10 protein-coding genes are annotated in these 14,776 nt (G+C 67.7%); 7 read left to right on the top strand and 3 right to left on the bottom strand.

Translation table 11 applies throughout. The features are described 5' to 3' along the window. From ACTJKY_RS13215 to ACTJKY_RS13185, 7 genes are all read left to right on the top strand, one after another. Positions 1-1,602, top strand: a complete 1,602-nt coding sequence (locus ACTJKY_RS13215; protein WP_440846606.1) for a carboxyl transferase domain-containing protein — start codon at positions 1-3, stop codon at positions 1,600-1,602. A 47-nt stretch (positions 1,603-1,649) separates the two neighbouring features. Beyond that, a complete protein-coding gene (locus ACTJKY_RS13210) occupies positions 1,650-2,177 on the top strand; it encodes a nuclear transport factor 2 family protein (RefSeq protein ID WP_440846605.1) in 528 nt (175 codons plus the stop codon). Further along, on the top strand, positions 2,174-2,485 hold the full coding sequence (locus tag ACTJKY_RS13205) for a DUF3088 family protein (RefSeq protein WP_440846604.1): 312 nt from the start codon (positions 2,174-2,176) through the stop codon (positions 2,483-2,485). Before ACTJKY_RS13210 ends, ACTJKY_RS13205 begins: the two co-directional genes overlap by 4 nt. Before the next feature lie 126 nt (positions 2,486-2,611). Then, positions 2,612-4,555, top strand: coding sequence for an acetyl/propionyl/methylcrotonyl-CoA carboxylase subunit alpha (locus ACTJKY_RS13200; protein ID WP_440846603.1), 1,944 nt, complete (start codon positions 2,612-2,614; stop codon positions 4,553-4,555). Beyond that, positions 4,552-5,016, top strand: coding sequence for an N-acetyltransferase family protein (locus ACTJKY_RS13195; protein WP_440846602.1), 465 nt, complete (start codon positions 4,552-4,554; stop codon positions 5,014-5,016). Before ACTJKY_RS13200 ends, ACTJKY_RS13195 begins: the two co-directional genes overlap by 4 nt. Continuing rightward, positions 5,017-5,466, top strand: coding sequence for a MaoC family dehydratase (locus ACTJKY_RS13190; protein WP_126001132.1), 450 nt, complete (start codon positions 5,017-5,019; stop codon positions 5,464-5,466). A gap of 17 nt (positions 5,467-5,483) precedes the next feature. Continuing rightward, positions 5,484-6,698 (top strand): flavin monoamine oxidase family protein, encoded by a 1,215-nt coding sequence (locus tag ACTJKY_RS13185; RefSeq protein ID WP_440846601.1) that lies wholly within the window; start codon positions 5,484-5,486, stop codon positions 6,696-6,698. Here ACTJKY_RS13185 and ACTJKY_RS13180 read toward each other — a convergent pair. The 3 genes from ACTJKY_RS13180 to ACTJKY_RS13170 are packed head-to-tail and all read right to left on the bottom strand — an operon-like array spanning position 6,695 to position 14,613. Further along, positions 6,695-8,161: a flavin-containing monooxygenase gene (locus tag ACTJKY_RS13180; RefSeq protein WP_440846600.1), complete on the bottom strand. Its 1,467-nt coding sequence runs from the start codon at positions 8,159-8,161 to the stop codon at positions 6,695-6,697. The genes ACTJKY_RS13185 and ACTJKY_RS13180 overlap by 4 nt on opposite strands. A 51-nt stretch (positions 8,162-8,212) precedes the next feature. Next, complete coding sequence (locus ACTJKY_RS13175) at positions 8,213-12,430, bottom strand: translocation/assembly module TamB domain-containing protein (RefSeq protein WP_440846599.1); 4,218 nt, start codon at positions 12,428-12,430, stop codon at positions 8,213-8,215. Beyond that, positions 12,430-14,613: a BamA/TamA family outer membrane protein gene (locus ACTJKY_RS13170; protein WP_440846849.1), complete on the bottom strand. Its 2,184-nt coding sequence runs from the start codon at positions 14,611-14,613 to the stop codon at positions 12,430-12,432. Before ACTJKY_RS13170 ends, ACTJKY_RS13175 begins: the two co-directional genes overlap by 1 nt. Positions 14,614-14,776: the final 163 nt, after the last annotated feature.

Here is a 14,776-nt window from a genome sequence, read left to right as displayed (position 1 = left end):
ATGTCTGCTCCCGTTCTTCCCACGCAGGTCAACCCCGACAGCGACCAGTTCCGCGCCCAGGCGGCGCACCACCGCGCCCTCGCCGAGAAGCTCCGCGCCGATGTCGCGCAGGCCGCACTCGGCGGCAGCGAGTCCGCCCGCGCCAAGCATGTCGCGCGCGGCAAGCTGCTCCCCCGCGAGCGCGTCGAGCGGCTGCTCGATCCCGGCAGCCCCTTCCTCGAGATCGGCCAACTCGCCGCCTGCGACCTCTATGAAGGCGAAGTCCCAGGCGCGGGGGTGATCGCCGGCATCGGCCGCGTCTCGGGCCGAAGCTGCATGATCGTCTGCAACGACGCCACCGTGAAGGGCGGCACCTATTATCCGATGACGGTGAAGAAGCATCTCCGCGCGCAGGAGATCGCCGAGGCCAACCGCCTGCCCTGCATCTACCTCGTCGACAGCGGCGGCGCCAACCTGCCGCACCAGGCCGAGGTGTTCCCGGACAAGGATCATTTCGGCCGCATCTTCTTCAACCAGGCGACCATGTCCGCGCAGGGCATCCCGCAGATCGCCTGCGTGATGGGCAGCTGCACCGCTGGCGGCGCGTACGTCCCCGCTATGTCAGACGAGAGCGTGATCGTCCGCAACCAGGGCACGATCTTCCTCGCCGGCCCGCCGCTGGTGAAGGCGGCGACGGGCGAGGAGATCAGCGCTGAGGATCTCGGCGGCGGCGACCTCCATGCCCGCCGCTCGGGCGTGGTCGATCATCTCGCCGAGAATGACGAACATGCGCTGACCATCGTCCGCGACATCGTCAGCCACCTCCCCGCCGATCGCGTGCCCGATGTGGCGCTAAAGGATCCGCGCCCGCCCAGATATGCGCCCGAGGAGCTCTACGGCATCCTCCCCGCCGACGTCCGAGCGCCCTATGACGTGCACGAGGTGATCGCGCGACTAGTCGACGGATCGGAGTTCCACGAGTTCAAGGCACTGTACGGCAGCTCGCTGGTGTGCGGCTTCGCGCATATCTGGGGCATGCCGGTCGCGATCCTCGCCAACAACGGCGTGCTGTTCTCCGAAAGCGCGCAGAAGGGCGCGCATTTCATCGAGCTCGCCTGCCAACGCCGCATTCCTTTGCTCTTCCTCCAGAATATCTCCGGCTTCATGGTCGGCGGCAAGTATGAAGCGGAAGGAATTGCAAAACATGGCGCAAAGCTGGTGACGGCGGTGGCGACCGCGACCGTGCCCAAGCTCACCATCCTGATCGGCGGCAGCTTCGGCGCGGGTAACTACGGCATGTGCGGCCGCGCTTATTCCCCGCGCTTCCTGTTCAGCTGGCCGAACAGCCGGATCAGCGTGATGGGCGGCGAGCAGGCGGCAAGCGTGCTGGCCACGGTGCACCGGGATGCCGCTGGCTGGTCGCCCGAGGAGGCGGAGGCGTTCAAGGCGCCGATCCGCCAGAAGTACGAGGATGAGGGCAACCCCTGGCACGCCACCGCGCGGCTGTGGGACGACGGCATCATCGATCCGGCGCAGACCCGCGACGTGCTCGGCCTCGCCCTTGCGGCGACGCTCAACGCGCCGATCCCGGAGCGGCCGCAGTTCGGCGTGTTCCGGATGTGAGGAAGCGCGCACGCATGTCCTCAGAACCATATTGCAGAGACTGATCCATGCTATTGTCTTTCATTGCTTTTGCCGTTGCCGCGCAAACTGCAGGTCTGCCGCCCCCCGCTGCAAATCCGACCCACAGCGTTCCCTCACCGGCAAAGCTGCCGCCCGCCAACCCGCTCGCCCCGCCCGACGGCAGCGACGAGCGTGCCGTGCTGGCGACGGTCGACAAGCTGCTGGGCGGGATCAACACGCGCGATGCCGCGGCGATCGGCGCCGTCCTTCTCCCGAGCGCCAGCGCAGCAATCGTCACCGAAGCCGCCAATGGCCCCAGCACCGTCCGCACCTTGACCAACCCCGAGTTGCTCGCCCGCTTCCAGCCCGGCCCCGAGACGTTCGACGAGCGTATCGCCAGCCCCGCGGTCGAGATCGACGGCGATCTTGCAATGGTGTGGGCCCCGTACGTGTTCCGGCTGAACGGCAAGGTGCATCACTGCGGCACCAACCATGTAAGCCTGGTGCGCGAGAACGGCGCCTGGAAGATCGCCAGCCTCGCCTGGACCTCGCGTACCACGGGATGCGCCGAATGAGCCGCGACACGCTGTTCGTGCTCGACACCGACTGGGCCGACCCGGCCTATGGCGGTGCGCGCCGCTTCTACTGCAAGGACTGCATCACCGTGGAGGGCCTGCTCGCCGCCTTCCCGGAGCGCGCCGCGAATATCGACGTCGCCCGCGTCCCCTGGCCCCGCCCCCGCGCCGCGGTGGTGGCGCGACTGGGCGAGGACAACCAGAACCTGCCCGCGCTCGCCTTTGCCGAGGGCGGCTTCGCCAACGACATCGAGGGGGTGCTCGCCGCGCTCCACACCCGCCACGGTTTCCCGGAGCGCCACCCGTGACGGGCTGTCCTACACACGCGAAATCTGCCTAGGCTCGGCGATGGCCACCGAACCGCAAACCGCCGTTATTTTCTTCATCGACATGCGCGAACTTCGTGAAGTTTGCGCGGTTCGGGAGCGCCTATCATGCTGAAATCGCTGCTCATCGCCAATCGCGGCGAAATCGCTTGCCGCATCATCCGTACCGCCCGCGCGATGGGTTTGCGCACGATCGCGGTCTATTCGGACGCCGACTCGAACGCGCTCCACGTCCGTCAGGCCGATGAGGCGGTGCATATCGGACCCTCCCCGGCGCGCGAGAGCTATCTGGTCGGCGAAAAGATCATCGCCGCGGCCAAGGCGACCGGGGCCGAGGCGATCCACCCCGGCTATGGCTTCCTTTCGGAAAACGCCGAGTTCGCCGAGGCGGTGCTCGCCGCCGGGCTGGTCTGGGTCGGGCCGAAGCCGGACAGCATCCGCGCGATGGGCCTCAAGGACGCCGCCAAGGCGCGGATGATCGCGGCGGGCGTGCCGGTCACCCCGGGCTATCTTGGCGAGGACCAGAGCCCCGAGCGGCTCCAGGCCGAGGCCGATGCGATCGGCTATCCGGTGCTGATCAAGGCGGTGGCGGGCGGCGGCGGCAAGGGCATGCGGCGGGTGGAAAGCGCGGCGGAGTTCGCCGACGCGCTGGCCAGCTGCAAGCGCGAGGCAGCCTCGTCCTTCGGCGACGACCGGGTGCTGCTGGAGAAGTACATCCTCTCGCCTCGCCACATCGAAGTGCAGGTGTTCGGCGACACGCACGGCGATGTCGTCCACCTGTTTGAGCGCGACTGCTCGCTCCAGCGCCGCCACCAGAAGGTGATCGAGGAAGCCCCGGCCCCGGGCATGGATGCCGAGACGCGCGAGGCGATCTGCGCCGCGGCGGTGCGGGCGGCCAAGGCGGTCGACTATGTCGGAGCCGGCACGATCGAGTTCATCGCCGACGCCAGCGAAGGGCTTCGCCCCGACCGCATCTGGTTCATGGAAATGAACACCCGGCTCCAGGTCGAGCACCCGGTTACCGAGGAGATCACCGGGCAGGATCTCGTGGAGTGGCAGCTCCGCGTCGCCAGCGGCGAGCCGCTTCCCAAGCGCCAGGACGAACTGTCGATCCAGGGCTGGGCGATGGAAGCACGGCTCTACGCGGAGGATCCGGCCAAGGGCTTCCTGCCATCGATCGGGACGCTCGATTACTTCATGCTGCCGCACGGTGCGCGGATTGAAACCGGCGTCGCCGAAGGTGCTGCCGTCAGCGCGTTCTACGACCCCATGATCGCGAAACTGATAGCAACTGGCCACGATCGCACCGAAGCCCGGATGCAGCTTGCTGATGTTTGCAAGGACGTTCGGGTGCAGCCCGTTCGTACCAACGCGGAGTTCATGGCTCGCCTGCTCCAAACCCCCGAGTTTGCGGACGGACTGATCGACACCGGCTTGATCGAGCGCAAGCTAGACAGCCTGATCGAGCGTGAAGTACCAGACGCACGATTGCTCTCTGCCGGCGCGCTGCTTCTTCTGGCCTCGCCGGAAAAGGGTGTGGCCGAACAGCCCGTCCTATCCGGCAGAGGTAATCGCGAGTGGGTCGTCTCCTCTGGCACGCGCTGGAACCCGTTGTTCGGTTTCCGTCTGAACGCAGCCCCACACCATACCGTGCGAATTGCAGTCGACGGCAAGACCACCGATATCGATTTGGATGCAACCGGCCCTGTCGAGCCGCATCGCTATGATATCGATGGCGACAGCGTCTGGGTACAAGCCGAAGAGAGCAACGCCCCCCACCGCTTCGCATTTCCGGCTTCTGCCGGTGCAGAAAGCATCGGCACCGCGGGCGACGGCACCCTGCTCGCCCCTATGCCGGGCCGCATCACCGCGGTGGATGTCGCCCCCGGCGCCCAGGTCACCAAAGGCCAGCGGCTGGTCACGCTGGAGGCAATGAAGATGGAGCATGCGCTCACCGCGCCGTTCGACGGCACCGTCGCCGAACTGCCGGTCACCGCCGGGGGGCAGGTCACCGAAGGCACGCTGCTCGTCCGGGTGGAGAAGGCGGCATGATTTTCCGCGACGCCACCTTGGCCGACCTCCCCGCCATCATCGCGATGCTCGACGACGACGAGCTCAGCCGCGGGCGCGAGGATGCCTCGCTGCCGCTCGATCCGCGCTACGAAATGGCGTTTGCCGACATCGATCGCGATCCCAACCAGAGGCTGATCGTCGCCGAACGTGACGGCGAGGTGATCGGCACGATGCAGCTGAGCTTCCTCCCCGGCATCGCCTTTCGCGGCGCCTGGCGCGGCCAGATCGAGGCGGTGCGCATCGCTTCTTCCGTGCGCGGTCAAGGACTTGGCGGGCAGATGATAGACTGGGCGGTAGCGGAATGCCGCGCCCGGGGCTGCCGGATGGTGCAACTCACCTCGATGCGCGACCGCGTCGATGCGCACCGCTTCTACGAGAAGCTCGGCTGGACCAAGAGCCACTACGGCTTCAAGCTCAAGCTCGATCAGGACCAAGGCTGAATGGCACGCTTCTTCGACGAATGGCAGCTGGGCGACCGCATCGAGCATGCGCTGCGGCGGACGGTAACGGAGACCGACAATCTCCTGTTCACCGCGCTTACCCACAACACCCAGCCGCTGCACCTCGATGCCGAGGCGGCACGCGCCTCCGAGTTCGGCCAGATCCTGGTCAACGGCACCTATACGTTCAGCCTGATGATCGGCGTCACCGTGGCGGACACCACCGCGGGATCGCTGGTCGCCAATCTCGGCTATGACAAGCTCGTCATGCCCAAGCCGGTGTTCCTCGGCGACACGCTGCGCGCCAGCTCTGAAGTGGTGGAGCTGCGCGCGAGCAAATCGCGCCCCGGCCAAGGCATCGTCACTTGGCGGCACCAGATGCATAACCAGCGCGACGAGCTGGTCTGCGAATGCCTGCGATCGGCATTGCTGCGCAGCCGTTCGGCCTGACGCGCGTTTAACGCGCGATGCAACCATTCGACGTAATCGTGGTCGGCGGCGGCGCCGCCGGCATCGGGGCCGCCCGCACCCTGGTCGATGCCGGCAAGGACGTGCTGCTGGTCGAGGCGGACACCCGTCTCGGCGGGCGGGCGCGGACCGAGCATGTCGACGGCATGGCGCTCGACCTGGGCGCAGGCTGGCTCCATTCGGCCGAGAACAACCCCTGGGTGGAGATCGCCGCGCTCCACGGCTTCGAGATCGACCAGACGCTGCCCCGCTGGCGTGAGCAATGGCGCGAGCTCGGCTTCTCGCAGGCCGAACAGCGCGAAGCTGCGAGGGCCTATGATGCGTTCGAGACCCGGCTGCGCAAGGATCCGCCGCCCGGGGACCGAGCGGGCGCGGCGCTGGTGCCGGGCAGCGGGTGGAGCGCCTGGATCGATGCGATCAGCGGCTTCGTCAACGGCGTCGACACCGCCAAGCTCTCAACCGCCGACTATCTCGCTTACGAGGATTCCGCGACCGAAACCGATTGGCGGGTGCCCGCCGGCTATGGCGCGCTGGTGACGGCACAAGCCGGCTGCCTGCGCACCGCGCTCGCCACGCCGATCACCGCGATCGATGGCTCCGGCACGCGCCTCAAGCTGCAGACGCCGCGCGGCACGTTGGAGGCGGCGCAGGTCATCGTCACCGTCTCCACTGACATCCTCGCCCGCGGCGACATCATGCTCGCTGGTCATGACGACCTGCTCCATGCCGCGGCCGCGCTGCCGCTGGGGCTGGCGGACAAGCTGTTCCTCGCGGTCGACCAGGGTGCCGACGAGCTCGAGGCCAATGCCCATCTGCTCGGCGACCCGCGCAGCGTCCTCACCGGCACCTATACGCTGCGCCCCTTCGGCCGACCGATCATCGAAGCGATGTTCGGCGGCGACGGTGCGCGCGAGATGGCTGCGCGGGGGCTGCAGGGGGCGGCCGACTTCGCGATCGAGGAAGTGTGTGCGCTGCTCGGCGGCAAGTGGCGACGGCGGCTGCGGCTGCTCGCCGGCTCGGCCTGGAGCCGCGAGACGCATATCCGCGGCGGCTACAGCCATGCGCTTCCCGGCCGCGCCTCGGCCCGGCAGGTGCTCGGCACGCCGATCGATCCGCGCCTCCGCTTCGCTGGCGAAGCGTGCTCGACGACCGAATTCTCCACCGTCCACGGCGCCTACAAGACCGGCGTCGCTGCCGCCCGTTCCCTGCTCTAGGCGGCGCGGCGCTTGGCAGGCTCGGGGTTGGAGAAGACCAGGTCGTCGTCGATCCCGCCATATTTCAGCGCCAGCAGGTCGCGGGTGTAGCTCTGGTGCACCCGCCACGGCTTGCGATGGCCCTGGCGCGGCAGCAGGTGCAGCGCGCGCTGGACATAGCCCGAGGTGAAATCGAGGAAGGGCTGCGGCTCGACCGGAGCCGAGGGCTGCGGCGTCACCTGCCGCATGCCGCGCTTCGCCATCGCGCCCAGCAGCCGAGTGACGTAGCGCGCGGTCAGATCCGCCTTCAGCGTCCAGCTGGCATTGGTGTAGCCAAAGGCGATCGCGAAATTCGGCACGCCGGAGAACATCATGCCCTTGTAGGTCAGGCGCTGCGACCAATCGACCGGCTCGCCGTCTACCGTTATCGGCACGCCGCCCATCAGCTGCACTTCGAGCCCTGTCGCGGTGACGACCAGGTCGGCGGCAAGTTCGCGCCCCGATTGCAGCTTCAGGCCATCGGCGGTGAACCGCTCGATCCGATCGGTGACGACATCGGCCTTTCCGCCACGGATCGCGGCGAACAGATCGGCATCGGGCACCAGGCACAGCCGCTGGTCCCAGGGATCGTAGCTGGGGGTGAAATGGGTGGCGACGTCATAACCGGGGTCGAGTTCGCCGCGCACCATGGCGACCAGCCTCTCCTTCGCTTTCGCAGGATATTTGCGCGCCAGACCATAGAAATACTGGCCGATCAGCACATTCTTCCACCGCGTGAGGGCATAGGCCGTCTTGGCGGGAAGGACTCGTCGCAGCCAGTTGGCGATCCGGTCCTGCGACGGTCGCGCCACGACATAACTGGGTGAGCGCTGCAGCATGGTGACATGCGCCGCCTCGCGGGCGAGTTCGGGGACCAGCGTCACCGCCGTCGCACCGCTGCCGATCACGACGACGCGCTTGCCCGCATAGTCGATGTCGGGCGTCCAAAACTGCGGATGGACGATACGGCCGTGAAAACTCTCTCGTCCCGGGAAGTCCGGCAGATGGCCGCGCTCGTAATTATAATAGCCCGCGCACAGGAACAGGAAGCTGCAGCTGAACTGCCGGGTCTGCCCGCCCGTCTCGACGGTGACGGTCCACAGCGCCTCCTCGCTCGACCAGGCGGCGCCGACGACCTTATGGCGGTAGCGGATATGTCGGTCGATGCCGAATTCGCGCGCAGTATCCACCAGATAGCGCAGGATCGCGTCGCCGTCGGCGATCACCTTGGCATCGGTCCACGGCCGGAACGGGAAGCCTAGCGTGTACATGTCGGAATCCGAGCGGATACCGGGATAGCGGAACAGGTCCCAGGTGCCCCCCATCCGCTCGCGCCCCTCGAGGATCGCATAGGTGCGACCGGGGCTCTGCGTCTGCAGGTGATAGCCCGCACCGATCCCCGAAATCCCCGCGCCGACGACGAGCACGTCGAAATGTTCGCGCATCTTTTGCCTCTCCGGGAGACATGGTTGCACGACTAACGGACCCGCGCCACCTCAATAATCCCGCGAGTAGCGCAGCGTTGCACCCGATCCGCCGAACGAACTCGTCTGCGAGAGCACGCTGAGCGCCCGCGACAGCGAAACCTCCAGCTGCGTCGCGGTGAAGCCGCGGGCATCGGTGATGATCTCGATATAGATGTTGTTCGTGATGTATTTGCCCGCCGCCAGCGAGGTGCCGCGCCCGGTGGTGTCGTCGGCGCCCAGCACGCGCAGGCGATCGATGCCGGTTGCCGACTTCAGCTGACCGAGCGGATTGAGCCCGCCGCCGGTAGCCCGCAGCGAATTGAGCGCCGCGGCCAGCTGGATCGCCTCGGTGGCGGACAGGTTGGTCACGTTGGTGCCGAAGAACAGGCGCGACAGCACCTCGTCCTGCGGCAGCGCTGGATTGGAGGTGAAGGCGATCTGCGGCTTCTGCGCGGTGCCGGTGATGTTGAGGATCGCCGTTACGCCCTCCGCCGTGGTGTTCGCCGAAATGTCGATCGTCGGGTTGGTCAGCTCGCCACCCTGGAAGCTGATGATGCCCTTGGTCAGATCGAAGCGGCGGCTGGCGAAGCTGTAGGTGCCGCGCACCACTTCCATCGTCCCCCGGATCTGCGGGTTCAGCGTCGTGCCGCCGATGGTGATGTTCGCCTGCCATTCGGATTCCAGGCCCATGCCGCTCACCATCAGGCGATTATCGGCACGGACCCGGATCGCGAGGTCGAAATTGCCGAAGGCACGCGCCGGCTTCCTCGACTGTGCCTGCTGGTTGGGATCGACATCGCCCTTGCGCCGCACGCCGGTGAGTTCCGGGATCTCGGCCGCGCCCTGGCGGATGATCTGGTAGTTCGCCTCCGGAATCTTGATCTGGCCTTCGATCTTCTGGACGTCGGCGCTCTTGGTGATGGTGAGCGTGCCGCTAGCCGTCGCCCCCAGCGCTTCGCTGCGCGCCAGCCGGGCATCGTCCAGCTTGATGGTGATCGCCATCGGGAAGCCGTCCGCCGAGGACAGGCCGACCCGGCCGCTGGCGCTCACGCTGCCGTCCCCAGCGCGCGCGGTCGCCTGGTTGAGCACGAAGGCGTCGTTGGAGAACTGGCCGTCGATCTTGAGGTTGGTCAGGCGGGTGCCGGTGCCTTCATTGTCATAGGTCAGGTTGTCGGCACGCACCACGCCATTGAGCTGCGGGCGATCTACCCGGCCGCTAAAGTCCGCGGCCATGCCGATCGCGCCGGTGAGCTGCTGGTTGGGCAGCCCCGCAAAGGCGAAGGGTAGTGCCGCCGGGCCGTTGTAGCGGATACCGCCGGAGAGCGGGGCCGCCATCAGGCGCTCCGTCCACGTGCCCGCCCCCGCGCCGAGCGGTCGCAGCGTCGTGACGATTCGGCCGATCGTGGCGGTGCCGCGCTTGATCAGCGCGCGCAGGTCGCCACCATCGGGCAGCAGCTTGCCAACCATGCTGATATGCACCGGCTCCGAGACGCGGACGAGGCTGGAGCGGGTGAGATCGTCGATCTCCAGCCGCATATCGGCGCTCGGGAAGGCCTCGGCCGAGGTCTGGGCGAAATCGAGGCTGCCGGTGGCCGTGCCGCCGATGCCGAGATCAGGGACGAAGGCGTTGACGATCGCCAGATCGAGCTTGTCGAGCCGCGCCTGCAGCACCGTGCCGTCGCCGTAGCGACCGGCGAGGCGGATGCTGCCCTGATCGAAGTCGATCTGCGTCGGCAGCAGGCGATAGGTGCCGTTCTCGATCGCGATCCGCGCCGCCTGGGGCGTGCGGAACTTGACCCCGCTCGCCTGGCCTTGGAGCGCCGCCGTCCACAGTGCCGGCGTCATCCGGCCGTTGAGCGCCACGTCGAACGCCACGCCAGAGGAGCCGCTGGCCACCGCCTGCACGGTGCCGTTGCCGCCGCGATAGTCGATCTTGGCGCGCGCCGTCCGCAGCAGGAACTCGCCGCGCTTCAGGTTGGCGACCTGAACGTCGGCCACGACCTGGGGCTGATCGGCCAGCACGATGCTCGCATTGGCGATGGCGCGGCCGATGGTCAGCTCGGCGACGCCGGGGATCGTGGCATTGGCCGCGGTCGCCCGCACGTCGGCGCGCTGGAACTTGCCCTCCGCACCCAGCGTGGCGATGCCGTCCACGCCCGATCCGCGGAAGGTGAGCTGGCCGGCGAACGGCCCGGCGGACGTCGCCTGCAGCTGGCCGGCAATGTCCATGCCGGCGAAGCGCGCGGCGTTGACCTGGATCGCCAGCGCCTCGCCGGTGCGAACCAGCACATCGGCGTTGAACGGCCCGTAATTGCTCTCGCCGGTAGCCGTCACCGCATAGGCATCGCCGCGGCCGACCACCTTGGCCTCGACCTTGGCGAGCCCGACGCCCAGCCCCGGCTTCTCGGCACGCAGCAGCAGCTGCGGCGCGTTGAGCGTGCCGGTCACCTGGGCGCTGAGCGGGCCGTACTGATCCGACACGGCATCCGCCGTGATCCGGATCGGCCCGGCGGGATCATAGGTCCCCTGCCCGCGCAGCACGCGGAACTGTGGCGCCTTCAGGCGGACGTCGGCGATGCCGATCACGCCCTTGGGATCGAGGTTGAGCCGTGCCGAGGCGACAGTGTTGCCGCCCAGAAAATTGCGGACGCCCTCGTTGAACAGCTTGCGCGACCGCCCGGCCACCTTGCCTCGAATGCCCCAGCCGCCGCCGGGAGCGGTGTAGAGCTCGGCATCGGTATTGAGGTCGACTACGCCGACGCCGGCGATGGTATAGTCGTTGATCCGCCCCTTGAGCGCGCCGGTATAGCGGCCCTTGGCCATGTCAGCGGCGACGATCGCAGTCGCGTCGATCTTGTCCGACTTCAGCCGCAGATTGTCCGAAAGAATCCGGCTGCCCGAGATGGCGATATCGCCATTCACGGTCACGTTGGTGACGAGACCGCCCGCCGCGGCGTTCAGCCCGGAGACCCGCGCCGCCTTGGCGCGCACCGGCACCAGGATGCGATCGGAATCCACACGAGCGCGGCCCTCGGCATAGAGCTGCTCGACCACCGTTTCGCCGAAACCGATCGCGCCGGCGGAGAGCTTATAGTCGACCATCGGCGTTGCGAAGGCACCCTCCAGCGCCAGCGAGGCGCGCACCGAGCGACCCACCAGCTTGGGTGCGATGGTGCCCGGCTTGAGCAGCAGCGCATCGACATGGACGCCGTGGAACTGGTTGTTGCCGAGATCGACCAGACCCTGGGCCTGTGCCGAGAGCGCATCGGACTTGAGCTTGATCACGCCGTCGGCCTTTCGGTCGGCCCAGCGGAAATCGGTGTCGAGGCGCAGCCCCGGCGCGGTCAGCCGCTCGACCGGGCCCTGCATATACAGGCCGGGATGGGTCATGCCGCGAATCTGAAAGCGGCCGTTATCGGCCGTCACGTCGAGATCGGCGAGGCTGCCGCCGCCCAGCGTCGCGACACCCTTGCCGGCCCAGTGCTTCCAATCACCCTTGCCCTGCACGGTCGCCACCATCGGCGCCTGCAACTTGGCGAGACCGGCGACGAGGCCACCCTTGGGGGCGTTTAATCTCAGGTCGATGTCGAGGCGGTTGGCCTGGGGCACCGCGTCGAGCTTGAGGGTCACCCGGTCGCCGCCCGCGACACCCCGCGCCGCGATCGTGCCTGCATCGGCGACCAGTTGCGCGCGCCCGTCCGACAGATGCGCCGAGCCGCTGAGCCGCGCGATATGGCGCTGACCGTCCACCGCCGGCGCGACGTCGATCCGTGCGACGTTGAGCCGCGCCACGTCGATGTTCAGATCCGGCAGCAGCGGCGCGTTCGGATCGCCCGAGGGCTTGAGCTCCGGCAGGCGCGCGAGCCGAATTTCCGGGCTCTCCAGATTGCGGATGTCGATCCGGTTCTTGAGATAGGACAGCGGCCGCCAGTCGAGCTTGATCTCCTGCGCGGTGGCGAACACCCCCTTGGTGTCGCTTACCCGCACGTCGCGCAGCACCATGCCGCCATAGATGGATCCGTCGATCCGCCCGATGCGGAAGCCGAGACCGGAATCGAGTTTGAGCCGGGCCAACTGATCCGCGATCAGCCGCCGCCCCGGCTGGGTATCCAGCCCCAGCACGGCCAGGCCTGCCAGCGCGGCGAGCGACACCAGCCCCAGCGCAACCCACTGGGCGATCTTCACCCAGAGCGGCTTGCCGGTGCGCACCACCGTCACCGTCTCGGTTTCAGGCACTTCGTCCACCATCAGAATGCCTGTCCGATCGAAATGTAGAGCGCGATCTTGGATTCGTTCTTCTTGCGCGCGATCGGCGTCGCCACGTCGATGCGCAGCGGGCCGAAATTGGTGTAGAGCCGGCCACCGATGCCCGCGCCGAAGCGCAGGTTGCGCCCCGTCGGCGCCGTGCCTTCATAGACCTGGCCGGCGTCGAGGAAGGGGACGATGCCGTAATTGCCGAAGCGATAGCGCGCCTCGATCCCGAACTCGTTGAACGAACGACCGCCGACCGGTTTGTCATCGGGCGAGCGGGGGCCGAGTTCCTGATAGCCGAAGCCACGGACCGAACCGCCGCCGCCGCCATAATAGCGCCGCGAAGGCGGCAGGTCGTCGCGCGACACCCCGGTGATCGAACCCGCCCGCGCCCGGCCGGCCAGCACGATGTTGCTGGTGATCGGGTAATAGCCGTCCACTTCCAGCATCATCCGCGCATAGGGCTGCACCGATCCGCGCACGGAGGTCTCGGCGCTCAGATTGCCCTTGATGCGATAGCCGCGCGTCGGGTTGAGCAGGTCGTCCGAGGTGTCATAGCCGAGGAAGGTGGGGATCGCGGCGATCAGCCAGGTGCCGCGGTCGCGCTTGCCGAGGCTGTAATTGTACCGGTCCTCGTTCGAGCCGACCAGCTCGGCGCCGTAATAATAGGTCCAGCGCTTCTGCCAGATCGGAGTGGAATCGCGCGAGATGCGGGCGGACAAGGTGCTCGTGAAGGCTTCGAACGCGTCGTAATCGCTGTGATTGAGCGATGCCGTGACGAGCAAGGTCCGGTCGCGCTTGCCGGCATTGGAGCGGCGGAAGGTGGTGGTCAGCGCCTGCTCCTGCGTGCCCACGATGCCGCTTACCGTCAGCGCGCCTTCGGGCGGGAACAGGTTGCGACTTGCCCAGCTTGCCTGGAGCTTGATGCCCTGGCCGGTGCTGTAGCCCAGTTCGCCCGCGAGGGTGCGCGCCTTGCCCGCGACCTGCCGCACCAGCAGATCGACCTGCTCGGTGCCGTCTGGCCCCGGCTTGCCGGTCCGCTGTGGCTCCACCGAAACGGTGGAGAACAGCCCCGTCGCAATCAGTGCCTGGCGCAGATCGTCGACCTTGCGGCTGTCATAGACCTGGCCTTCGCGGTAGCGGCGGAAAATGTTGATATGCTCGGGCGTGAACACCTGCCGGCGCCCGGTCGTCTGGATCTGACCGAAGCTCGCGCGCGGGCCCAGCGTAACCGGCAGCGTGTAGTCGCCGGTGTGGGTGGCGTCGTCGAGCACGATGTCCCGCTCGCCGAGCTCGACGAACGGATAGCCCTGTTGCGGCATGCGCAGCGATACGTTCGCCTCGGCCCCGAGCACGCGATCGGCCTGGATCGGATCGCCCGGGTTGAGGTTCAGTTCGCGGTCCAGCAGGCCCGGCGGCACCGTGGGATCGCTCTGGATCTGCACCGAACCCAATCGGTACAGCTTGCCGGGCGAGGTAATGATCGTCGCGCGCAGACTGCCCGAATTGGGCGGGTTCTGGGCGATCGAGGACGACGCGGTGGCGTCGTAATAGCCGAGCGACTTCATCAGCCGCAGCGCGAGCTTTTCGTCCTCGCGCGCGCGGGCGGTGACCATTGCGGCGTTCGCCGCCTTACCCTTGCCGTGCTGAAGCGCGGAGAGGCTGCGGAATTCGTCGTCGAGGCGCAGTTCGGCGAGGCCGTCGACTTCGGTGGTGTAGCGGATCGTCGGCGTCTTCTCGTTGTCGTCCGCGACGTCGGCGACCGGCGCCACCTTGAAGTCGGCCAGCGGCGGCAGCGGCGCGGCCATTTCGGGCGCTTCGGGCGCCACGGGGGCGAACCCCTGCTCGTCGACCCCAGCGGGCGCTTGCGAATGCACCGCGGCAGGCGCTTGCGGCTTCACCACGGCTGGGGGCGCGGCCGCCGGCGCACGAGTGGCGGCGGCGCCCTGGGCGGGCTTCTGGAACCCGCCGAGCGGCTCCAGCGGCGCATTGATGTCGTCGCTCAGCTTGGGCAACGCGTCTTCGAACGCCTTGTCCGTGACAATCGGTTGGTCCGTGACGATCGGTGCAGGCTGCTGCAAATCGCCAGCGGGCGTATCCCTCGCCACCGGCGGGGCGGATTGCGGGGCACCCTGCCCCGGCTTGGGATCGTTCAGCTGGGCATGCGCAATCGCTGGCACAAACCCCGCCCCGGCCAATGCCGCGACCCAAACCACCCGAACCCCTTTACCCACGCGCCTCCTTTGGGAGCCGCGCTTGCGTCCGGCCCTTCCCGCTTCCGTAACGGTCCGTTGCCGATTTGGCTCCCCGCTTGCGTCGTTCCAAGCAACCCTTGCGATCAAA

This window comes from Sphingomonas sp. 22176, from assembly GCF_052045505.1.
Lineage (GTDB): Bacteria > Pseudomonadota > Alphaproteobacteria > Sphingomonadales > Sphingomonadaceae > Sphingomonas.
This window is presented reverse-complemented; position numbering and strand designations above follow the sequence as displayed.